The sequence below is a fragment of the Edaphosphingomonas haloaromaticamans genome (assembly GCF_001853345.1).
Classification (GTDB): Bacteria; Pseudomonadota; Alphaproteobacteria; order Sphingomonadales; family Sphingomonadaceae; genus Sphingomonas_E; species Sphingomonas_E fennica.
This window is the reverse complement of record NZ_MIPT01000001.1, coordinates 3556811-3577848: the sequence shown is the minus strand read 5'-3', so window position 1 is coordinate 3577848 and position 21038 is coordinate 3556811. Positions and strand designations below refer to the sequence as shown.

The 21038-nt window shown below is 67.6% G+C and carries 23 protein-coding genes; 18 read left to right on the top strand and 5 right to left on the bottom strand.

Going from position 1 to position 21038, the window contains the following annotated elements:
* Positions 1-19: 19 nt before the first annotated feature.
* Together lptG and lptF are read right to left on the bottom strand one after the other, a co-directional pair.
* On the bottom strand, positions 20-1123 hold the full coding sequence (gene lptG, locus BHE75_RS16615) for an LPS export ABC transporter permease LptG (protein WP_070934521.1): 1104 nt from the start codon (positions 1121-1123) through the stop codon (positions 20-22).
* On the bottom strand, positions 1120-2328 hold the full coding sequence (lptF, locus tag BHE75_RS16610) for an LPS export ABC transporter permease LptF (RefSeq protein ID WP_015457972.1): 1209 nt from the start codon (positions 2326-2328) through the stop codon (positions 1120-1122). Before lptF ends, lptG begins: the two co-directional genes overlap by 4 nt.
* A gap of 123 nt (positions 2329-2451) precedes the next feature.
* Here lptF and BHE75_RS16605 point away from each other — a divergent pair, with 123 nt between their 5' ends.
* The 8 genes from BHE75_RS16605 (at position 2452) to hslU (ending at position 8959) form a co-directional block, all read left to right on the top strand.
* A complete protein-coding gene (locus BHE75_RS16605; RefSeq protein WP_015457971.1) occupies positions 2452-2982 on the top strand; it encodes a DUF2141 domain-containing protein in 531 nt (176 codons plus the stop codon).
* Positions 2983-2984: 2 nt separating this feature from the next.
* Positions 2985-3950: a diacylglycerol/lipid kinase family protein gene (locus tag BHE75_RS16600; RefSeq protein WP_015457970.1), complete on the top strand. Its 966-nt coding sequence runs from the start codon at positions 2985-2987 to the stop codon at positions 3948-3950.
* 23 nt (positions 3951-3973) lie between these two features.
* Positions 3974-4876 carry a hypothetical protein gene (locus BHE75_RS16595; RefSeq protein ID WP_070934520.1) on the top strand — a complete coding sequence of 301 codons (903 nt, stop codon included), beginning with the start codon at positions 3974-3976 and terminating at the stop codon, positions 4874-4876.
* Between the two features lie 57 nt (positions 4877-4933).
* The gene (locus tag BHE75_RS16590) at positions 4934-5341 is read left to right on the top strand and encodes a holin family protein (protein WP_070934519.1); all 408 of its coding nucleotides are present in this window, start codon (positions 4934-4936) and stop codon (positions 5339-5341) included.
* A gap of 111 nt (positions 5342-5452) precedes the next feature.
* Positions 5453-5788 carry a DMT family protein gene (locus BHE75_RS16585; protein ID WP_015457967.1) on the top strand — a complete coding sequence of 112 codons (336 nt, stop codon included), beginning with the start codon at positions 5453-5455 and terminating at the stop codon, positions 5786-5788.
* 116 nt (positions 5789-5904) lie between these two features.
* Positions 5905-6459 (top strand): ATP-dependent protease subunit HslV, encoded by a 555-nt coding sequence (hslV, locus tag BHE75_RS16580; protein WP_070934518.1) that lies wholly within the window; start codon positions 5905-5907, stop codon positions 6457-6459.
* On the top strand, positions 6434-7591 hold the full coding sequence (locus BHE75_RS16575) for an FAD-dependent oxidoreductase (RefSeq protein WP_254684473.1): 1158 nt from the start codon (positions 6434-6436) through the stop codon (positions 7589-7591). The genes hslV and BHE75_RS16575 overlap by 26 nt, the downstream gene beginning before the upstream one ends.
* A gap of 69 nt (positions 7592-7660) precedes the next feature.
* A complete protein-coding gene (hslU, locus tag BHE75_RS16570; protein ID WP_070934516.1) occupies positions 7661-8959 on the top strand; it encodes an ATP-dependent protease ATPase subunit HslU in 1299 nt (432 codons plus the stop codon).
* A 34-nt stretch (positions 8960-8993) separates the two neighbouring features.
* On the opposite strand, the gene radC is transcribed toward hslU, so the two are convergent.
* Positions 8994-9698: a RadC family protein gene (radC, locus tag BHE75_RS16565; RefSeq protein WP_070934515.1), complete on the bottom strand. Its 705-nt coding sequence runs from the start codon at positions 9696-9698 to the stop codon at positions 8994-8996.
* 110 nt (positions 9699-9808) lie between these two features.
* Here radC and BHE75_RS16560 point away from each other — a divergent pair, with 110 nt between their 5' ends.
* The 9 genes from BHE75_RS16560 (at position 9809) to uvrC (ending at position 18221) form a co-directional block, all read left to right on the top strand.
* Positions 9809-12802 carry a YdbH domain-containing protein gene (locus tag BHE75_RS16560; RefSeq protein ID WP_070934514.1) on the top strand — a complete coding sequence of 998 codons (2994 nt, stop codon included), beginning with the start codon at positions 9809-9811 and terminating at the stop codon, positions 12800-12802.
* A gap of 47 nt (positions 12803-12849) precedes the next feature.
* The gene (locus BHE75_RS16555) at positions 12850-13038 is read left to right on the top strand and encodes a YnbE family lipoprotein (RefSeq protein ID WP_041865194.1); all 189 of its coding nucleotides are present in this window, start codon (positions 12850-12852) and stop codon (positions 13036-13038) included.
* Complete coding sequence (locus tag BHE75_RS16550; RefSeq protein WP_015457960.1) at positions 13035-13427, top strand: YdbL family protein; 393 nt, start codon at positions 13035-13037, stop codon at positions 13425-13427. The genes BHE75_RS16555 and BHE75_RS16550 overlap by 4 nt, the downstream gene beginning before the upstream one ends.
* 129 nt (positions 13428-13556) lie before the next feature.
* Complete coding sequence (locus BHE75_RS16545) at positions 13557-13877, top strand: AtpZ/AtpI family protein (RefSeq protein WP_070936008.1); 321 nt, start codon at positions 13557-13559, stop codon at positions 13875-13877.
* Between the two features lie 32 nt (positions 13878-13909).
* A complete protein-coding gene (locus BHE75_RS16540; RefSeq protein ID WP_015457958.1) occupies positions 13910-14698 on the top strand; it encodes a F0F1 ATP synthase subunit A in 789 nt (262 codons plus the stop codon).
* Positions 14699-14741: 43 nt separating this feature from the next.
* Entirely contained in the window at positions 14742-14969 is a 228-nt protein-coding gene (locus BHE75_RS16535) for a F0F1 ATP synthase subunit C (RefSeq protein WP_015457957.1), read from the top strand.
* A gap of 60 nt (positions 14970-15029) precedes the next feature.
* A complete protein-coding gene (locus BHE75_RS16530) occupies positions 15030-15524 on the top strand; it encodes a F0F1 ATP synthase subunit B family protein (protein ID WP_015457956.1) in 495 nt (164 codons plus the stop codon).
* The gene (locus BHE75_RS16525) at positions 15517-16149 is read left to right on the top strand and encodes a F0F1 ATP synthase subunit B family protein (RefSeq protein ID WP_070934513.1); all 633 of its coding nucleotides are present in this window, start codon (positions 15517-15519) and stop codon (positions 16147-16149) included. Before BHE75_RS16530 ends, BHE75_RS16525 begins: the two co-directional genes overlap by 8 nt.
* A 146-nt stretch (positions 16150-16295) precedes the next feature.
* Positions 16296-18221: an excinuclease ABC subunit UvrC gene (gene uvrC / locus BHE75_RS16520; protein ID WP_070934512.1), complete on the top strand. Its 1926-nt coding sequence runs from the start codon at positions 16296-16298 to the stop codon at positions 18219-18221.
* 43 nt (positions 18222-18264) lie between these two features.
* Here the strand turns inward: uvrC and BHE75_RS16515 are convergent, their stop codons facing one another.
* Positions 18265-19245: a flagellar motor protein MotB gene (locus BHE75_RS16515; protein ID WP_070934511.1), complete on the bottom strand. Its 981-nt coding sequence runs from the start codon at positions 19243-19245 to the stop codon at positions 18265-18267.
* Positions 19246-19248: 3 nt separating this feature from the next.
* Positions 19249-20112, bottom strand: a complete 864-nt coding sequence (gene motA, locus BHE75_RS16510; RefSeq protein ID WP_070934510.1) for a flagellar motor stator protein MotA — start codon at positions 20110-20112, stop codon at positions 19249-19251.
* A 448-nt stretch (positions 20113-20560) separates the two neighbouring features.
* Here motA and BHE75_RS16505 point away from each other — a divergent pair, with 448 nt between their 5' ends.
* The gene (locus BHE75_RS16505) at positions 20561-20965 is read left to right on the top strand and encodes a DUF6766 family protein (RefSeq protein ID WP_015457951.1); all 405 of its coding nucleotides are present in this window, start codon (positions 20561-20563) and stop codon (positions 20963-20965) included.
* Positions 20966-21038 lie beyond the last annotated feature (73 nt).

Genomic DNA, 21038 nt, shown 5'->3' with positions numbered 1-21038 from the left:
CGGCTCCTGTCCCCCGGCCTTATTCCTCGGTGCGGATCAGCACGGTCTCGCCGATCAGCAGGAACAGGATCGGCGGCCCCCAGGCGGCGAGCAGGGGGGGGTAGGCGCCGATATTGCCCATGGCGAGGCCGAAATTGTCGGCGACGAAATAGGTGAAGCCCAGCGCCATGCCGATCACGGCGCGGATGAACAGCCGGCCCGATCGCGCGAGGCCGAAGGCCGCGACGCCCGCCAGCAGCGGCATCAATACCGATGATATCGGCCCGGATATCTTGTGCCACAGCCCGGCTTCCAGCGCCTCGGTCGGCCGCCCGGCGGCCTGCAGGTCGGCGATGGCGGTGCGCAGGTCCAGGAAATTGCGCTCGTCGGCATTGACGTTGGACAGGGTGAAGCGATCGGGCGCCACGCCGCGCGCCACGGTGAGGGAGGGCAGGTCCGATGCGACGCCGCGCGTCACGTCGAACCGGCGGACCTTCTCCAGCAGCCAGCCGCCGCGATCGTAGCGGCCGCTTTCCGCGCTGATGATCGTTTCCAGCGTGCCGCCGATCCGATCATAGACGGTCACGTTGGCCAGCTTCACGCCCGCGCCCCGGCCGCTCGCCTGGTCGGCGTGGATCAGGTCGTCCCCGGCCCGCACCCATACGTTGCTGACGATGCCCCGGTCCTTCGGGATGGGGCCATATTCGGCGGCCTCCCAGGCGTTCAGCGTGCCGGTGGCCCGCGCGACGATGCGTTCGTTGAAGGCGAAGGAGAGGGCGGCGATGCCGATGCTCGCCACGATCAGCGGCGTCAGGATCTGGTGGGCGGAAACGCCCGCCGATTTCATCGCGATGATCTCGCTGTTCTGGTTCAGCGTCACGAAGGTGATCAGCGCGCCCAGCAGCACCGCGAAGGGGAGGAAGCGGGCGATGAGCTGCGGCATGCGCAGCGACACATATTGCCACAGCTCCGCCTGGCCGTTGCCCGGATAAGCGAGGATGTTGCCCGATTCGCCCAGCAGGTCGAGCGTCTGGAGGATCAGCACCAGCGCCGCCAGCACGCCGAAGCTCGTCAGCACGAACTTCTTGCCCATATACCAGGTCAGCGTGGGCGAGGCGAAGAAACGGCCGAGCAGCGCCTTCATGCCGGGGCTCCCATCCGCCGGCCGAAGGGCAGCCAGCGCCTGAGCGCCTTGCCGGCCTTCGCCGCCCAGCGTTCGAGCGCGCCGATCGGCTGCCCGCCGGGCACGTTGGCGATGGTGTGATACATCCAGAAGGTGAGCGCCGCGAAGAGGACGAAGGGCACCCACAGCGATATCAGCGGGTCCACCCGGCCCAGCGCGCCCAGCGCCTCGCCATATTCGTTGATCTTGTGCTGCGTCACCAGCATCACGATCGAAAGGAACACGCCCAGCGAGGAACTGGACCGCTTGGGCGGCACCGCCAGCGCGACCGCCAGCAGCGGCAGCAGGAACATCGTCGCCACCTCGACCAGGCGGAAATGGAAATTGGCGCGCAGCTCGTTGCGGATCTGCGCGGGCGTCTTGGGATTGCGGGCGATCTTCACCAGTTCCGGGATCGTCATTTCGAGGTCGCGGCCGCCGCGCTGGCGGAACGCCTCCATCTTGGGCAGGTCGATCGGCAGGTCGTGGCTCACGAAGCTCAGCACGCGCGGCGTGCGGAAATTGGGCGCGTCGTGGACGAGGGTGCCGTTGGCCAGCCGCAGGATGATCACGTCGGGATCGTCGGTGGCCATGAAGGTGCCGCGCTCCGCCGTGACGGCGACGGACTTGCCGTCCCGCGCCTCGGTCATCACGAAGATGCCGGAAAGGTCGCGCCCGCCCTCGCGGCTTTCCTCCACGCGCAGGGTCATCCGGCTGCCGAGCCGGGTGAATTCGCCCACCTTGATCGATGCGCCCAGCGCACCGGATCGCAGCTCGAACCGCAGCCCTTCATAGGCATAGCGCGAATAAGGCTGGACGAAGCCGACGATGAACAGGTTGAGCGCGGCCAGCGCGATCGCGAACATGTAGGGCACGCGCAGCAGCCGGCCATAGCCGATGCCGAGCGCGCGCAGCACGTCCAGCTCGGAGGAAAGCGCCAGCCTGCGGAAGGCCATCAGGATGCCCAGCATCAGCCCGATCGGAATGCCGAGCGAGAGATATTCGGGCAGCATGTTGGCGAGCATCTTCCACACGACGCTCACCGGCCCGCCCTCGCTTGCCACGAAGTCGAACAATCGCAGCATCTTGTCGAGGACGAGCAGCATGGCCGCCACCACCAGCGTGCCCAGCAGGGGCACGGCGATCAGGCGGGCCAGATAACGGTCGATGAGGCTCGCAATTCTCAAAATATGGTCGCCTCGTCACCATGTTCTGGCCGCAATCGCAGCCGATTGTGAAAAGCGTCGGGGGCATGCGTATCCCGCCGGGCGCGTTGCAGCCCGGCTATAGCTTCCGGGAGAAGAGAGGTCATGCTGAAACTGTCGAGCTTCGCAACCATTCCGGCGCTGGCGCTTGTCGTCTCGGCGACAATGGGCGCGGGCGCGGCACGGGCGGCGGCGCTCGGCCCCGATGCGGCGGCCTGCGCGGCGGGCGCCACGGGGGCGGCCGTCCTCGTCAAGGTCGATGGATTCAAGTCGCGCACGGGCAATCTTCGCGTTCAGGTTTATGGCGGCAATGAGGCGGAATTCCTCGCCAAGGGCAAGAAGCTGAAGCGCGTCGACCTGCCGGTTTCCGCGTCCGGGCCGATGGAGGTCTGCGTCGCGCTGCCGCAGCCGGGCAATTATGCGGTCGCGGTGCGCCACGATGTCGACGGCAACGGCAAGTCGAGCCGGAACGACGGCGGCGGCTTTTCCCGCAATCCCGGCCTGTCGATCGTCTCGCTCAAGCCGAAATATGAGGATGTGGTGATCAGCGTGGGCGCCCGGCCGCAGCCGGTGCCGGTCGTGCTCAATTATTTCCAGGGGTTGTCGATCAAGCCGATCAAGTCGGCCGCGAGGTAAGAATGGCCGTTGTCGCTCTGCTCTCCAATCCGCGTTCCACGGGCAACCGGGCGATCCTGCCGCGCATCCGCAGCTTCTGCGCGCAGCATAGCGAGATTTTCCATTACGAGGTCGAATCGATCGATCAGATCGGGGCGGCGCTGCGCACCATCGCGCGGGTGAAGCCGCAGGTGCTGGTGATCAACGGCGGCGACGGCACCGTCCAGGCGGCGCTGACCGAGCTGCATCTCGGCGGCCATTTCGGCGCCTCGCCGCCGCCGGTGGCGGTGCTGCCCAACGGCAAGACCAACCTGATCGCGCTCGATCTGGGCGCCAGCGGCGATCCGATCGTGGCGCTGGAACGGGTGCTGGATATCGTGCGCGGCGGCGATCTTTCCGATCATATCGTCCCGCGCGAGCTGATCGCGCTTTCCGACGGCGGCGTCCGCCCGGTGCTGGGCATGTTCCTGGGCGGCGCGGGGCTTGCCGATTCGATCCTGTTCTGCCGCAACAAGATCTATCCGCTCGGCCTGCCCAACGGCTTCAGCCATGTGCTGACGGCCCTGGCCGTGTTCCTGTCGCTGATCTTCGGCATCCGTGCCGCCTTCCTGCCGCCGCGCCCGGCGGAGGTCAGCGTCTCGCTGATCCGGCAGGGGGAAATCCACGGCCGCTTCGCGCTGCTGATCGTCACCACGCTGCACAAGTTGCTGCTGGGCAGCAAGACGGGCGGCCTCGGCACGTCCGGCCTGCAGCTGATGATGGTGGAACAGCGCCCGCTCTCGCTGCTGCGGGCGATGGTCGCGGCCGCCTTCGGCCGGCTCGGCAAGGATCGGCTGGCCGGCGTTCACCTGCAGCGCGGGGATGAGATCCGCATCGAGGGCGAACGTTCCAGCGTGATTCTGGACGGCGAGCTGTTCCAGGCGGAGAAGGGCCGGCCGATCGTGCTGACGCCCACCCCGCCCATGCCCTTCCTGCGCCTCGCGGCCTGACGGGCATCGTCGGGCGAAAGACGGTGGAATCACTGGAAACGCTGGTGGCGGCCGAGCTTGGCCAGCCGGTTGATCCGCGTGCGGCGGCGCTGGCGGCGGCCATCGCCGCGCGCCATGGCGATGCCGCGCGCGCCGTGCTCTTCTACGGCTCCTGCCTGCGCGAGACCCGGCTCGACGGGCTGATGCTCGATTTCTACCTGATCGTCTCCGATTATCGCGCGGCCTATGGCAGGCGGTGGCTGGCGACGGCCAACCGGCTGGTGCCGCCCAACGTCTTCCCGTTCGAGGCGGATGGCCTGGCCGCCAAATATGCGGTGCTGGACGAGGCGGATTTCGCCCGGCTCTGCTCGGTCCATGCGGATAACGTCTCGGTCTGGGCGCGCTTCGCCCAGCCGGCTCGGCTCGTCTGGGCGGCGGACGATGCCGCCCGCGCCCGCGCCGTCGCCGCGGTGGCGCAGGCCGCGCCGACGCTGCTGGCGCTGGCCGCGCCCACGCTGGACCGGGTGCCCGCCGACCCGCTCGATCTCTGGCGGCAGGGCTTCACCCTTACCTATGGCGCGGAGCTTCGCGCCGAACGCGGCAGCCGCCCCGGCTCGATCGTCGATGCCGATCCCGATCGCTACCGCCGCTTCCTCGGGCCGGCGCTCGCCGAGGCCGGGGTGAATGCCGGCGCGGGCACATCGCCCCAGATCCGCGCCATGGCACTCTCCCGCTGGCGCAAGCTCCAGCGGCGGGGCAAGCGCCTCACCCTCATCCGCCTCGCCAAGGCCAGCCTCACCTTCGCGGGCGGCATCGATTATCTCGCCTGGAAGATCAATCGCCACGCCGGCACCGCCATCACCATCAAGCCCTGGCAGCGCCGTTTCCCGATATTGGGGGCGATGGTGCTGCTGCCCCGGCTGATGCGCAAGGGCGCGGTGCGCTGACGCTGTCCTACAGGTAACCATATAGGTTATCGTTCGCCTCCCTGAAGGAGGTGTCCCATGTCCCTTATCGAAGGCATATTCGGCCCCGTGGCCAAGCTGATCGACAAGATCATTCCCGATCCCGAGGCGCGGGATCGGGCCAAGCTGGAACTCATCAAGCTGGAAGGCGGTCAGGAACTGGAAGCGGTGAAGGCCCAGCTTTCGGCGATCGTGGCCGAGGCGCAGTCCGCCGATCCATGGACCAGCCGGGCGCGGCCCAGCTTCCTCTACGTGATGTATGCGCTGCTGCTATGGTCGATCCCGATGGGCATCATCTCGGCGGCGCAGCCGGCGCTCGGCTCCGCGATCGCCAAGGCGATGAACGCCTATCTGGCCGGCCTGCCGGAACCACTCTATGCCCTCTTCGGCACCGGCTATCTCGGCTACACGGTCGCCCGCGAATGGGGCAAGGCCAAGAAGGCCTGAGTCCCGGCCCGAGGCCGGCAGGAAAATCTGGAGCCCGATGCGATTCGATCCTATCGCGTCGGGTTCCCGATCCGCCCCATCGGCGGCGGGGCGACCGGAGCCTGCCCCCGCATGACGACCCTCGGCCTTCTCATCCTCTCCAACCTGTTCATGACGATCGCCTGGTACGGGCATCTGAAATTCCCCGATGCCCGGCTGTGGGTGGTGATCCTCGCCTCCTGGGGCATCGCGCTGATCGAATATTGCCTGGCGGTGCCGGCGAACCGGATAGGTTATGCGAGCGGCCTCAGCGGCGGCCAGCTCAAGATCATGCAGGAATGCGTCACCCTCACCATCTTCGCCCTGTTCGCCATCTTCGTGCTCAAGGAGCCGCTGAGCTGGCGCTATCTCGGCGCGGGCGCCTGCGTCGCCGGGGCGGCCGCCTTCATGTTCGTCGGGCGGAGCTGAAAGGGCGTGATGGCAATCCTCAACTTCCTCAACTTCGTCGGGTTCGCGCGGGACGATGCGTTGCCATCCGCCGGCCCCGCGCCCATATCGGCGGCGACCAAGATCATGGGATTGGCATGAGCGAAGACAAGATTGGCTGGCACGGCACGACGATCCTTTCGGTGCGGCGCGGCGGCAAGGTGGTGGTGGCCGGCGACGGCCAGGTCTCCATGGGCAATACGGTGATGAAGCCCAATGCCCGCAAGGTGCGGCGGCTGCACGACGGTTCGGTGATCGGCGGCTTTGCCGGCGCCACCGCCGACGCCTTCACCCTGTTCGAACGGCTGGAACGCAAGCTGGAGCAGCATCACGGCCAGCTGATGCGCGCCGCGGTGGAGCTGGCCAAGGATTGGCGGACGGACAAATATCTCCGCAACCTCGAAGCGATGATGATCGTCGCGGACAAGGATGTGACGCTGATCCTCACCGGCAATGGCGACGTGCTGGAGCCGGTGGGCGGCGTCGCCGCGATCGGATCGGGCGGCAATTTCGCGCTCGCCGCCGCCCGCGCGCTGGTGGATTATGAGCCCGATGCCGAGGCGATCTGCCGCAAGGCGATGGGCATCGCGGCGGAAGTGTGCGTCTTCACCAACGATCAGCTCACGGTTGAAACGCTTGATAGCGCAAGCTGATAGCCGGATCGCTCCGGCGCGGCGGCAGGTGCTGGCGGCTGGAACCGCCGGCCTTGCCGCGCTGGCGCTGCCGGGATGCGCCACCCTGCCGGCGGCCCGCCCCCATCGGGCGGCGCAGCGCGGCTGTTTGCCCAGGGTGAATGTCGCCCCCGATCGGGTGATCCGCACCGTGGCCGGGCTGCGGCCCTATCGGCCATCGGGCTTCGTGGTCCGGGCGGAGGCGCTGGGCGCCAAGCGGCTCGTCCATAATTACGGCCATGGCGGCGGCGGCATCACGCTCAGCTGGGGCAGCTCCCGCCTCGCCGTCGATCTGGCCCTGCCGGGCCAGCAGGGCGGGGTGGCGGTGATCGGCGCGGGCGTGATGGGCCTCACCACCGCCCGGCTGGTGCAGGAAGCGGGCTTCCCCGTCACGATCTACACCGCCAAGCTGCCGCCGGAGACGACCTCGAACATTGCCGGCGGCCAGTGGTTTCCCTCCTCCGTCGTGGATGGGGACCGGCTGACGCCGGCTTTCTCCGCCCAGCTCGTCGCGGCCGCGCGCTACGCCTACCGGCGTTATCAGATACTGGCCGGCGAGGAATATGGCGTCCGCTGGATGCGCAACTATTCGATGTCGAACCGGCTGCTTACGCCCGGTCCGATCGATACGCTGCTGATGGACCTGTTCCCGGAGGCGAAGGAGGTCGCGGCCGGCGATCATCCCTTCCCCTATCCCAATGTCCGTCAGTTCGACGGCATGATCGTCGATCCCGGCCGCTTCCTGCGCGCGCTGGAACGGGATATCCGCATCGCCGGCGGCCGCATCGTCATCCGGCCCTTCCACAGCGTCGACGAGATCGCCGCGCTGCCCGAGGCCACCGTCATCAACTGCACCGGCCTCGGCAGCCGCGCGCTGTTCGGCGATGCGGAGCTGGAGCCGGTGCGCGGGCAGCTCGCCGTCCTGCTGCCGCAGCCGGAGGTGGATTATGCCCTGTCCGCGCCGGGCGGCCTCTACATGTTCTCCCGCGCCGACGGCGTGATCCTCGGCGGCACGCACGAACATGGCGTGGAGCTTGCCGAGCCGGAACCCGAAACGATCGCCCGTATCGTCGAGGGGCACCGCAAGCTCTTCGCCGGCTTCCGCTGCGGTTGATCCGGGACGACACCGCACCGATATCGCCCGCCAGTCCCCCCAAGTTTCCAATACCAGGCAGAGAATTAGATGAACGACGCCCTCACCCCCAAGGCCATCGTATCCGCGCTGGATGCGCACATCGTCGGCCAGCAGGACGCCAAGCGCGCTGTCGCGGTGGCGCTGCGCAACCGCTGGCGCCGCCAGCGCCTGCCGGAGGGCCTGCGCGAGGAGGTGACGCCCAAGAACATCCTGATGATCGGGCCGACGGGCTGCGGCAAGACGGAGATCAGCCGCCGCCTCGCCCGGCTGGCCGATGCGCCGTTCGTCAAGGTGGAGGCCACCAAGTTCACCGAGGTCGGCTATGTCGGCCGCGATGTCGAGCAGATCGCCCGCGATCTCGTCGAGGAAGCGGTGCGGCTGGAGAAGGAGCGCCGCCGCAACGCCGTGAAGGACAAGGCCGAGGAAGCGGCGCTCGCCCGCCTGCTCGACGCGCTGGTCGGCAAGGATGCCAGCGAGGCGACCCGCACGGCCTTCCGCCAGCGGTTCGAGGACGGCCATCTCGACGATAAGGAGATCGAGATCGATCTCGAGGATTCGGGTTCGCCCTCCTTCGAGATTCCCGGCATGGGCGGCCAGGTCGGCATGATCAACCTGACCGAGATGATGGGCAAGCTCGGCGGCGGCCGCACCCGGCGCCGCAAGCTCCCCGTTCGCGCCGCCTGGGCCAAGCTGGTCGAGGAGGAAGCCGACAAGCGGCTCGATCAGGATGAGGTGAGCCGCATCGCGCTCGCCGATGCCGAGGCGAACGGCATCGTCTTCCTGGACGAGATCGACAAGATCGCGGTGAGCGACGTGCGCGGCGGATCGGTGAGCCGCGAAGGCGTGCAGCGCGATCTGCTGCCGCTGATCGAAGGCACCACCGTCGCCACCAAATATGGGCCGATGAAGACGGATCACATCCTGTTCATCGCCTCGGGCGCCTTCCATGTCGCCAAGCCCAGCGATCTGCTGCCGGAACTGCAGGGCCGCCTGCCGATCCGGGTGGAGCTGAAGGCGCTGACGGAGGCCGATTTCGTCCGCATCCTTTCCGCCACCCAGGCGAGCCTGACGGAGCAGTATCGCGCGCTGATCGGCACCGAGGGCGTGGAGGTGCAGTTCACCGACGATGGCATCGCCGCCATCGCCCGCATCGCCGCCGAGGTGAATGCCGAGGTCGAGAATATCGGCGCGCGGCGGCTTTCCACCGTCATGGAAAAGCTGCTGGAGGAAGTGAGCTTCGACGCGGAGGACCGCAAGGGCACCACCATCGTCGTCGACGCCGCTTATGTGGAAAAGCAGCTCGCCGCGATCGCGCGCAACACCGATCTCAGCAAGTTCGTGCTGTAACGGACGTGCAAGCGGGCCGGGCGGGCGAGGGGGGCTAGATCAGCCCCATCGCCCGCAGGCTGGTATGGCCTTCGCCGGCGATGATCACATGATCGTGGATGGCGATGCCCAGCGGCTTGGCGGCGGTGGCGAGGTCGCGGGTCAGCGCGATGTCCTGCCGGCTTGGCGTCGGATCGCCGGAAGGATGGTTGTGCACGAGGATCAGCGCCGCCGATCCCAGGTCGATCGCCCGGCGGATGATCTCGCGGACATAGACGGCCGCCTGGTCCACCGATCCTTCCGACGTCAGCTCGTCGCGGATCAGCATGTTCTTGCTGTTGAGGTGCAGCACGCGGACCCGCTCGATCGTGCGGTGGGCCATGTCGGCGCGCAGATAATCGAGCAGCGCCTGCCAGCTCGCCAGCACGGACTGGCCCATCACCCGCGATCGTAGCAGCCTCAGGGCCGCCGCCTCGGCGATCTTGATCGCTGCAATCGATCCCTCGCTCAGGCCGCCCTGCCGGGCCAGCGCCTGCGGATCGGCGCCCAGCAGGCCGCCGATGCCGCCGAATTCCGCCAGCAGCCGGCGGGCCATCGGCTTCGTGTCCCGGCGGGGAATGGCGAGCGCCAGCAGATATTCGACAAGCTCATGATCCTGCAGCGCTTCCGGCCCCTGCTCGGCCAGCCGTGCGCGCAGCCGGCTGCGGTGGCCGCTGGCATCGGTGGCGGGATCGGCATCGCTCATGGCGGGTTTGTGCATGGGTTGTCCCGGTTGCGCAACAATCCCGGCGGGTCGATCCATCGGCTGATCGCGTCGGAGCCGCGAAATCATCTCGCGCGCCGGGGCGATCACGCGCTAGACGAGGTGGAATGGCAGGCGAAACCCCCTCGATGCGGAAGCGGTTGGCGTGGCTGGCGCTTTTGCCGGGCCTGCTGCTCCTTCTGCTGCTGGCGCTGTGGCTCGCGCGCAAGCCGATCGCCGCCCATTTCGTGGATCGCGCCCTCGCCGATCGCGGCGTGGCCGCGCGCTATCGCATCACCGGGGTGGGGCCATTCGTCCAGCGGATCGAAAATCTGTCGCTGGGCGATGCCGCCGCGCCCGATCTCGTCGCGGACTGGGCGGAGATACGGATCGGCTGGGGGTTGGACGGCCCCTATCTGGCCGGCGTCACCGCAAGCGGCGTGCGGCTGCGCGGCCGCATCGTCGACGGGGCGTTGCGCCTCGGCGCGGTGGACAAGCTGTTACCGCCGCCGTCGGGCAAGCCCTTCGCGCTGCCGGACATGGATGCGGACCTGCGCGACGCGCGCATGGCGCTCGAAACGCCTGCCGGTCGCGTCGGCCTCGTCCTCGATGGCAAGGGGCGGCTGAACCGCGATTTTCGCGGCCGGCTGATGGTGCATGTGCCGCGCTTCGCGGCGGGCGGATGCCAGGGGGCGGGGCTGCTGGCACCAGTCGATATCGTGACGGGCGAGGCGGATATCCGCTTGCGGGGGCCGATCGATCTCGGCGGCCTGCGCTGCGGCGAGGCGGTGCGGCTGGACCAACTTTCCGGCCGGGCGGACCTGGTGCTCGGCACCGCCCTGGATAGCCTGCGCGGCCCGGTGTCGCTGCTGGCGGAAAAGGGCGAGCTTGCGGGATTGGCGGCCAAGCAGTGGCGCTTCGCCGGCCGGATGGAGGCCGATATCGGCGCGGCCAGCGGCCGGATCAGCGGCGATATCGGTTTCGTGGAGGCTGCGGCGCCGGCTGGGTGGCGGGACGCCCTTGCGACGGCGCCCACCGGCCTGGACGGCAGCCCTGTCGGGCCGTTGGCCCCGCCGCNCGCGGAGGCGCTGGCGCGTGCCGCGGGCAATTTCGGGGGCAAGGGCCGGGTGGCGGTGCGTTACGGCAAGGCCATCGACCTGAACATCGCCGACATCGCCATCGCAAGCGCCTCCGGCGCAAGGCTCGCTCTGGCCGATGGCAAGGGGTTCGGCTGGTCGTCCGACAAGGGCGTTTTCCTCGACGGTGCATTGCAGCTTGCCGGCGGCGGCCTGCCGGCGGTGGCGGGCCGGATGACGCTGGCCGGCGATGCGGGGCAGGGGCGTTTCACCGTCGCTCCCTATGCGGCCCGTGACGCCCGGCTGGCGCTGGCGCCCGTCCTGATCGCGGCCGGGCCGAACGGTTATCGCCTGCGCACGGCCGCCACGCTCGACGGGCCACTCGGCGACGGGCGTGTCCGGGGGCTTTCCCTGCCGCTGGATATCCGGCTGGCGATGAACGGCGCCTGGTCGGTCAACCCGGCCTGCGCCCCGCTGGCCTTCGAATCGCTCGCCGTCGCCGGGCNCGCGCTTGCGCCGGCCAGCCTGCCGCTCTGCCCCAAGGGCGACGCCCTGGTCGCGAGCACGCGCAACGGCGTGGCGGGCGGCGGCGCGATACGCGGCCTCCGCCTCTCCGGGCGAATGAGCGGATCGCCGCTGACGATGGCCAGCCGGTCCTTCGGCTTCGATATCGGCACGCCGGGCTTCACCGCCGATGCCGTCGCCGTCCGCCTCGGGCAGGGCGATGCCGTAAGCCGGTTGGACATAGCGCGTCTTGCCGGCCGGACCGATCCCGGCGGTCTCGGCGGCACCTTCACAGGGGCCGCCGGCAAGATCGCGGCGGTGCCGCTGCTGCTGTCCGAAGGGGCGGGCCGCTGGCGCCTCGCCAATGCCGATCTGGCGATCGACGGAGCAATCGCGGTGGCCGATGAAGCGGCGGAACCCCGCTTCAATCCGCTGCGATCGGATGACGTGCGGCTGACGCTGATCGACGGCACGGTCCGCGCCACCGGCCAGCTTCGCGAACCGGCGACCAATGTGGCGGTCGCATCGGTGGCGATCGATCACGATCTCGGCCGCTCCAGCGGTGAGGCTGTGCTCGACGTCGCCGGCATCACCTTCGGCCCGGCGCTGCAACCCGAACAATTGACGCGGCTCACCCTCGGCGTCGTCGCCAATGTCGCGGGCAGCGTCAGCGGCCGGGGGCATATCGGCTGGACGGAGGCCGGCGTCGCCAGCACCGGCACCTTCCGCACGGATTCGCTCGATCTCGCCGCCGCCTTCGGCCCGGTGAAGGGATTGAGCGGCGAAATCCATTTCTCCGACCTGCTCGGCCTGGAAACGCCGCCGGGGCAGGAAGTGCGGCTGGCGGAGGTGAATCCGGGGGTCGCGGTAGAGGCGGGCGTCGTCCGCTATCGGCTTCTCGCCGGGCAGCTGGTGCAGATCGAAGGCGGACGCTGGCCCTTTTCCGGGGGCGAGCTGTTCCTTGAGCCCACGACGCTGGATTTCGCCCGGCCGGTGGAACGGCGCATGACCTTCCGGGTCGAGGGGCTCGATGCCGCCCAGTTCATCCAGCGCTTCGATTTCGACAATATCGCCGGCACGGGGATTTTCGACGGCACCCTGCCGATGGTGTTCGACGATGCCGGCGGGCGCATCGAGAATGGCAGGCTGCTGGTGCGCCGTGGCGGCGGCACGCTCGCTTATGTGGGCGAGCTCAGCAACGAGGATCTCGGCACCTACGGGAAGATGGCCTTCGATGCGCTGAAATCGATTCGCTACGATAATCTGGCGATCGCGCTCAACGGCAATCTGGACGGCGAGATCGTCAGCGAGATCCTGTTCACCGGCATCAACGAGCAGCCGCTGGGGGGCGAGCGGCTGGAGGGGATGGCCAAGGAACTGACCGGGCTGCCCTTCAAGTTCAACATCACGGTGCGGGCGCCGTTTCGCGGTCTCGTCAGCACCGCCAGCAATTTCGTCGATCCCACGGGCCTGATTCGCAACCAGGGGAAAGGCGATTCGAATCCGCCCGTTCAGGCGCAGGAAAGCGAGGATAAGCGATGAGCTTCGTGATAGAGGCCGATGATTGCGAACGGAAAACGGGATTGCCGATGAGGGGGATGCGCTTGATTTTCTGCGGCGGGGCGGTTCTGCTCGCCGGTGGGTGCATCCAGGTGAAGGCGCCCGAAAAGCCGATTGAGATCAATCTCAACGTGAACGTGAAGCAGGAGGTGGTGGTGCGTCTCCAGAAGGATGCGCAGGAATTCATCACCGAAAATCCGGAGTTGTTCCCGCAATGACACGCAAGACCAAGCTTTCGTTCATCGCCATGGCCGCCGCCGCGGCGCTGGGCATGGCCGGATATGCCTGGGCGCAGGCGGGCGACGCCGCGCTGACCGCCGCGATCGCCGCCGGCCAGGTGGGCGAGCAGTCCGACGGCTATCTGGGCGTCGCCAAGCCGGTGGGCGCGGATGTCCGCGCGGCCGTCGAATCGCTCAATATCAAGCGGCGTGCGGCCTATACCGATCAGGCGGCCAAGCATGGCGTGGCGCTGCGCGAATGGGCGGCGACCGTGGGCTGCCAGACGCTGCGTGGCCGGGTGAAGCCGGGGCAGGCCTATCTGCTGCCGGACGGCGTGTGGCGGGTGAAGGATTCGAGCCCGATCGCGCTGCCGGCCAATTGCGGCTGAAGGGACGGAGAAGGAGGGCGGGCCACCCCTGCGGTTGACTTGAGTGCCCCCCCTACCTAAAGGGGCCTCGCCTTGGCGGGATCGCTCGTCGGCATGGCTGTCGCGCGCTCCGATAAGGAGAGGGATGGCATGGCGAAGGACGAACCCGGGCAGGAAACGCCCAGCACCGAAGATGCCCGGCTGACATCGCTCCATGAGCGGTTGAAGGTCGCGGCGGATGCGGAAAGGGTCAGAACCGGAACCAAGCAGGCGAAGCCCGGACGGGGATATTCCCAGGGAAATCGCGTGCTGGCGGAGCTGATCGCTGGTCCTGCCGTGGGTGCTCTGGTCGGTTGGGTATTGGACCGCTGGCTGGGCACGGCGCCCTGGCTCCTGCTGGTGATGCTGTTCCTTGGAATAGCGGTCGCCTTCAGGAATATCTTTCGAATCTCCAACGAGCGCCCGGAGTGATTCGGGCGCTCGGCGCATAAGCGGGGGCCAAGGTGGCGGCAGAAGGCGGCAAGATCGATCCGATGCACCAGTTCCTGATCGAACCTCTGTTCGGTCGGACCTGGGAGATTGCGGGCTACAACATCGCCTTCACCAATTCGGCGCTGTTCATGGTGGTCACGCTGGCCTGCATCTGGCTGTTCATGCTGGGTGGCATGAAGCGCGAGCTGGTGCCCGGCCGCTGGCAGGCGGCGGTGGAAGGCTGCACCGGCTTCATCGCCAACATGATGCACGCGAATATCGGGCCGAAGGGCAAGGCCTTCACGCCCTATGTCTTCTCGCTCTTCATGTTCATCCTGGTCGCGAACCTCGTCGGCATGCTGCCGCTGGGCATCGTGCCCGGCCTCCACGCCTTCACCGTGACCAGCCATCTCACCGTCACGGGCGTGCTGGCGATCATCACCTTCGCGATCGTGCTGATCGTCGGCTTCGGCAAGCACGGGCTGCACTTCTTCTCGCTGTTCGTGCCGCAGGGCACGCCGATGCTGATGGTGCCGCTGCTGTTCGTGATCGAGCTTTTCTCCTTCCTGGTGCGCCCCTTCTCGCTCGGCCTGCGACTGTTCGTCGCGATGACGGCGGGCCACATCCTGCTCAAGGTGCTGGCGGGCTTCGTCATCAGCGGCGCCAATGCCGGCATCGGCACCGCGCTGATCGTCTCGATCCCCAGCTTCGTCCTGATGATCGGCATCACCCTGCTCGAACTGCTGGTGTGCGCCATCCAGGCTTATGTCTTTGCACTGCTCGCCTCGCTCTACCTGAACGACGCGATCAACCTGCACTGAGTTTTCACGTAACCTATCAACGATTTCGACAAGGGAGTTTATCATGGACGCAGAAGCCGCGAAGCTGCTCGGTGCCGGTCTGGCCGCCATTGGCGTTGGCATGGCCGCGCTCGGCGTGGGCAACGTCTTCGCTTCGTTCCTCGAAAGCGCGCTGCGCAACCCGGCCGCGGCCGACAGCCAGCAGGGCCGCCTGTTCATCGGCTTCGCCGCCGCCGAACTTCTGGGCCTGCTCGCGTTCGTCGTCGCGGTGATCCTGGTTTTCGTCGCGTAACAGAACTGATCTCGGGGCCGGCCCCGGCCGGCTCCGTCCTATTTTCGAGCGGGATTTTCCATGCCCCAGATCGCCCAGATCGTTGAGACCTACGCGTCCCAGATCTTCTGGCTGCTCGTCACGTTCGGCCTGATCTATTTCGTGATCGGCAGGGCCATGCTGCCCCGGATCCAGGCGACGGTGGAATCCCGTGACGGCAAGATCGCCGACGATATCGCCGCCGCCCACAAGGCGCATGCCGAGGCGGACGAGACCGAGGCCGCCTATCGCGCCCGCATCGATGCGGCCCGCGCCGCAGCGCAGAAGGCGACGCAAGAAGCCAAGGCCGAAGCCGCCCGCGACGCGGAGGTCCGCGTCAAGGCGGCCGATGCCGAGCTGGCAGCGAAGATCGCCGAGGCGGACGCCCGCATCGCCGCCGCCCAGGCGGAGGCGCTGGCCGGGATCGCCGAGGTCGCGGCCGAGGCCGCGCAGGATATCGTCTCCAAGGTTTCGGGCGCGACGGTAAGCCGCGACGAAGCCGCCGGCGCGGTGGCAGCCGCTCTGGCCAATGGCTGAGGAGGCCCAGACCATGGCGCTTGACGCCAATACCGCGATCGCCGCCGAGGACATCGCCCATCATATCGAGGGCAATGACTATGTGGCCACCACGGAAGCCCATGGCGGCGCGGCCGAGCATGTCGAGCCGACCGCGCTGGGCATGAACGCCACCGCGTGGGTCGCCCTCGCGATGATCGCCGTGATCGTGCTGATGATCGCGAAGAAGGTGCCGGCGCTGATCGGCAACGCGCTCGACAAGAAGATCGCGTCGATCCGCATCCAGCTGGACGAGGCATCCAGGCTTCGCGCCGAGGCGGAAGCGCTGAAGGCCGAATATCAGCGCAAGGCTGCCGAAGCCGCGACCGAGGCGGAAGCGATGATCGCCCATGCGCGCGAGGAAGCCGAAGGTATCGTCGCCAAGGCGAAGGACGATGCCTCTGCGCTGATCGAGCGGCGCGGCAAGATGGCGGAGGACAAGATCGCCGCCGCCGAGCGCACCGCGATCGCCGAGGTCCGCACCAAGGCCGCCGCCGCCGCGACCGCTGCGGCCGCCAGCCTGATCGCCAAGGGCCATGATGCCACGGCCGACAGGGCGCTGGTGGACAAGACCATCTCCGGCCTGGGATCGGCCCGGCTGAACTGACGGCGCGAGCGGCCCCGCCGCACGATCGCCATTGCGATGAACGCCATCCCGGCCCGGCCGGGATGGCGTTTCGCTTTTTGGGTCCGGGAACCGGATCGGCATCGGCCGGGCTGGCATAGCGGGCGGGGCCGGCCTAAATCGGCAGCGTGAACGATACGCCGACCCCCGATAGATTCAACGAAGAGAAATCCGTCTACACCGTGCGCGGATCGGACAAGCCCGATCTGGAAGCCGGTGTCGCCGCGATCCGCAATGTGCTGAAGACGCTGCCGGTGCGGCCCGGCGTCTATCGCATGCAGGATGCGCGCGGCGACGTGCTCTATGTCGGCAAGGCGCGGGCGCTAAAGAATCGCGTCGCCAACTATACCCAGGTCGCGCGCCTGCCGAAGCGGCTGCAGCGGATGGTGGCGCAGACCCGGTCGATGACGATCGTCACCACCAATACCGAGGCGGAGGCACTGCTGCTCGAGGCGCAGCTCATCAAGCGCTACCGCCCGCCCTACAACGTCCTGCTGCGCGACGACAAAAGCTTCCCCTTCATCCTGCTGCGCGAGGACCACGCCTTTCCGCGCATCCAGAAGCATCGCGGCGCGCGCCGGGCCAAGGGGCAATATTACGGGCCCTTCGCCAGCGCCGGTTCGGTGACGCGGACGCTGAACGCGCTGCAGAAGCTGTTCCTGCTCAGGAGCTGCACCGACAGCTTCTTCGCCAATCGCGATCGGCCGTGCCTGCTCTACCAGATCAAGCGCTGCTCGGCGCCCTGCGTCGACCGTATCTCGGCCGATGCCTATGGCGAGCTGGTCGAGGATGCCAAGGCGTTCCTGGCCGGCAAGTCGACCGAGGTGCAGAAGAAGCTCGGCGCGGCGATGACGGCGGCGGCCGAGGCCATGGATTTCGAGCTGGCGGCCGTATTCCGCGATCGGCTGCGCGCGCTCACCTTCATCCAGTCCGCCCAGGCGATCAATGCGGAGGGCGTGGGCGACGCCGATGTCTTCGCGCTCTGCGCCAAGCAGGGGCTGATCGGCATCCAGGCCTTCTTCATCCGGGGCGGGCAGAATTGGGGCCATCGCAGCTTCTTCCCCGCGCACACGGCCGAGGTGCCTGAGGAGGAGGTGCTCGAAAGCTTCCTGATGCAATTTTACGAGGAGGTGCCGCCCGCCCGCCTCGTGCTGATCGATCGCCCGCTGGCGGATGAGGCCGGGCTGGTCGAGGAGGCGCTGTCCGAACGCGCCGGCCGCAAGGTGGTGCTGAAGGTTCCGCAGCGGGGCGAGCAGCGCAAGCTGATGGAGCAGGCCCGCCGCAATGCCGAGGAGGCGATCGACCGCCGGCTGGCCGAATCCACCACCCAGGGCCGCATCTTCCAGGAGATCGCCGACCTGTTCGAGCTGGATGGCCCGCCGGGCCGCATCGAGGTGTATGACAACAGCCACATCATGGGCACCAACATGGTGGGCGCGATGATCGTCGCGGGGCCGGAGGGTTTCCGCAAGAACCAGTATCGCAAGTTCAACATCAAGCGCGCGGAGACCACGGCCGGCGACGACTTCGCGATGATGCGCGAGGTGCTGGAACGCCGCTTCGCCCGGCTGGAGAAGGAAGACCCGGACCGCACCTCCGGCGAATGGCCCGATCTGCTGCTGATCGACGGCGGCAAGGGCCAGGTTTCCGCCGTGTGCCGGGTGCTGCAGGAAGCGGGTGTGGAGGATGTGCCGGTGGTCGGCATATCGAAGGGGCCGGACCGCAACGCCGGGCGGGAGCATTTCCATCTGCCGGACGGGCGGGAATCGATGCTGCCGCTCAATTCGCCGACATTATTCTACCTCCAGCGCATCCGCGACGAGGCGCATCGCTTCGCGATCGGGGCGCATCGGGCGAAGCGGGCCAAGGCATTCACCGCCAGCCCGCTGGACGAGGTGCCCGGCATCGGCCCGGCGCGGAAGAAGGCGCTGCTGATGCATTTCGGCACCGCCAAGGCTGTGCGCGGCGCGGCGCTGGAGGATCTGGAACGGGCGCCTGGGGTGTCGAAGGCGATGGCGCGGGCGATCTACGACTTCTATCACCCGCGCGGCTGAGAGACCGGTTTACGCGGCATCTGCGGGATGGTCCGCCGCCCGATCAGGGCGTGCTGCGGCGGAGCGGGGTTTCTTCGGCCTGGGCCAGCTCCACCGTGCGGCCGGCATCGATGGGCTGCGCGTCGTCGAGCGGGGGCTGCTCCACGCCGCCCGCGCTCCATGCCAGCGTGATCGACATGCGGCGGTTGCGCGGATCATAGAGGTTGGAAGGCACATAGGGCTCGCGCGAGGCGACGCCCTCGATCCGGGCGAAGCGATCGCCGGGCAGACCTGACAGCCCCAGCGCCTGCCGGGTCGCCTCGGCCCGCGCGGTGGAGAGCGTCCAGTTGTTGACGCTGCGGCCGGCGGCGTAGGGCAGGGCATCGGTGTGGCCCCGCACGATGACGTCGTTGGGCACGCCCTGGATGGCGTGGGCGACCTCGCCCACCAGCTCCCGCGCATCGGGGAGCAGCTTGTCCGTCCCCAGCGCGAACATCGCGAAATCGGCCTCGTCCACCAGATCGATGCGCAGGCCTTCGCGCGTTTCGACCATGCGGATGTTCTTGCGCAGCCGCGCCAGCCGGGGATCGGCCTTCATCCGCGCCTCGAGCTGCTTGGCCAGCGCCGCGAAACGGGCGCGATCGCGCGAGCGGACGGCCGCCGCGCCTTCCTTGGCGCCGCCGGTCATGTCCTTGGGGATGGTGAGGCCCCGACTGCCCGTCTGCGTCGCGGCATGGGGGTAATTGTCCTTCGCGACGATCGAATCGCCGCCGAAGGGGCCGTTGGAGCCGGCGCTCTTCTGCCGCATCTCTACCAGCGTGGGCGAGAAATAGTCGGCGATGCCCTTGCGCTGCTTCTCCGTGGTCGCGCCCAGAATCCAGAGGAGGAGGAAGAAGGCCATCATCGCCGTCACGAAATCGGCATAGGCCACCTTCCAGGCGCCGCCATGATGGCCGCCATGGCCGCCTTCGACGATCTTCTTGACGATGATGACGGGGCGGGGCTCGGGCTCGTTCCGGCCGCGCTTGGGGGCTGCGCTCGCCATGGATCAGCGCCCGCGCATGCCGTCGAACACGTCGGCGAAGGCCGGCTGGTTCGAATGGCTGATGCTGGAACGGGCGGCCTCGATCACCAGCGGCAGCGGGTGGCCGTGCAGCGAGGCGATGATGATCTGCTTCACCACATGATAGATGGCGGCATCGCTTTCGATCACCTGCCGGCAGCGGCTGGCGAAGGGGCCGACGATGCCATAGGCCAGCAGCACGCCCAGAAAGGTGCCGACCAGCGCCGATCCGATCATGCCGCCCAGGATCGCCGGCGGCTTGTCGATCGATCCCATCGTCTTCACCACGCCCAGCACGGCGGCGACGATGCCGAGGGCGGGCAGCGCATCGGCGAGGTTCTGGAGCATGTCCGCCGGTCGGATATCGTCATGGTGATGCGTCTTCAGCGCATTATCCATCACCTCCTCCACGGCGTGCGGATCGAGCGTGCCGGAGGAGACGACGACGAGGCGCAGCGTATCGGTGATGAGGTGGATGAGCGTGTCGTCCTTCATCAGCTTGGGATATTCCTGGAACAGGGCGGAGGATTTCGGATCCTCGATATGCGGCTCCAGCGCGACGGGGCCGTCGGTGCGCAGCATCTTCATCAGCCGCGAGACGAGGAAGATCGTGTCGAGATAATCCTGCCGGTTGTAGCGCGCGCCCTTGAACACCTTGGCCAGCCCGCCGCCGAGCTGCTTCAGCTCCTTCATCGAATTGCCGGCGATGACGGCGCCGATCGCGGCGCCGCCGATGATGAGCATTTCGTGCGGGATCGCATGCAGCACGGGGGCCAGATCGCCGCCGGTGAAGGCGAAACCCCCGAAAACCATCGCCAGCAGAACCACGAGACCGATCGCCGCGAACATGAATCCCCCTTCGAAGCCCGAGCTGGCAGGCGGGATTCCAACGAAATCACCGGCCTTCGATGAGGGTTAACGGCCGGCTTTGGCGGTCTTTATGCTTAAAGGTCCGTTAGGTGGAAAATTATTGCGGGCGGCGGCGGAAAGATGCGGGCGGGCCGGACCTCGCATCGCCGGGCGTCGATACGGCCGCCGCCTCGGTCCTTTCCGGTCACCCTGACCGGCTGTCTGCTACCGCGATAGGGATCGTAGAGCGGCCTCGCGCTCGGGTTCCGTATTCCTCTCCCCTCCTTTTTTAGGGCGTCAACAGGCCATAAGTCTCGCGTGGCAGCATCCATCCAGGCACGTTCGTCCCAATCATCCCGGCCCGGATATGCGCCTGTTGGCGCAGATGATGAACCCGCCCTCAACCGGCCGGCGTTGAACAGCCTCACGGCAAGCCGGGAGAGAGGATATGAAACGTTATGCCTATGGCTGGATCACGGCCGCGTTTTTCCTGATTTCGATCGCAGGCCATTGGATTTTCGGCTGGTTTGCCTTTGTCGATGAGGCGAGGGCGCATCATCAGTCCCCCGAGATGTCGTCCTATCTCTTCGAAATGGCGCGGGACACGTTCGAAAACTGGCAGTCCGAATTCCTCCAGCTGATCTGGCAGGTCGTGGGCCTCGCTTATTTCCTCTACATCGGATCGCCCGCATCCAAGGAGAATGACGATCGGCTGGAGGCCAAGGTCGACGAACTGCTGCGATATGCCGGCGGGCGGGACGCGGACGGGCTGATCGAGGAGATCGACCGGCGCTATCTGCGGACCGGGGGCCACGCCAAGCCGCATGCCCATGGCGACCTGGGCCATGAATAGCCGCCGCACGCTCCTTGGATATCCGGTCGCTCTATCCGGGTTTGCACCGATGGCTGGACGGTTTGGGAAGGCT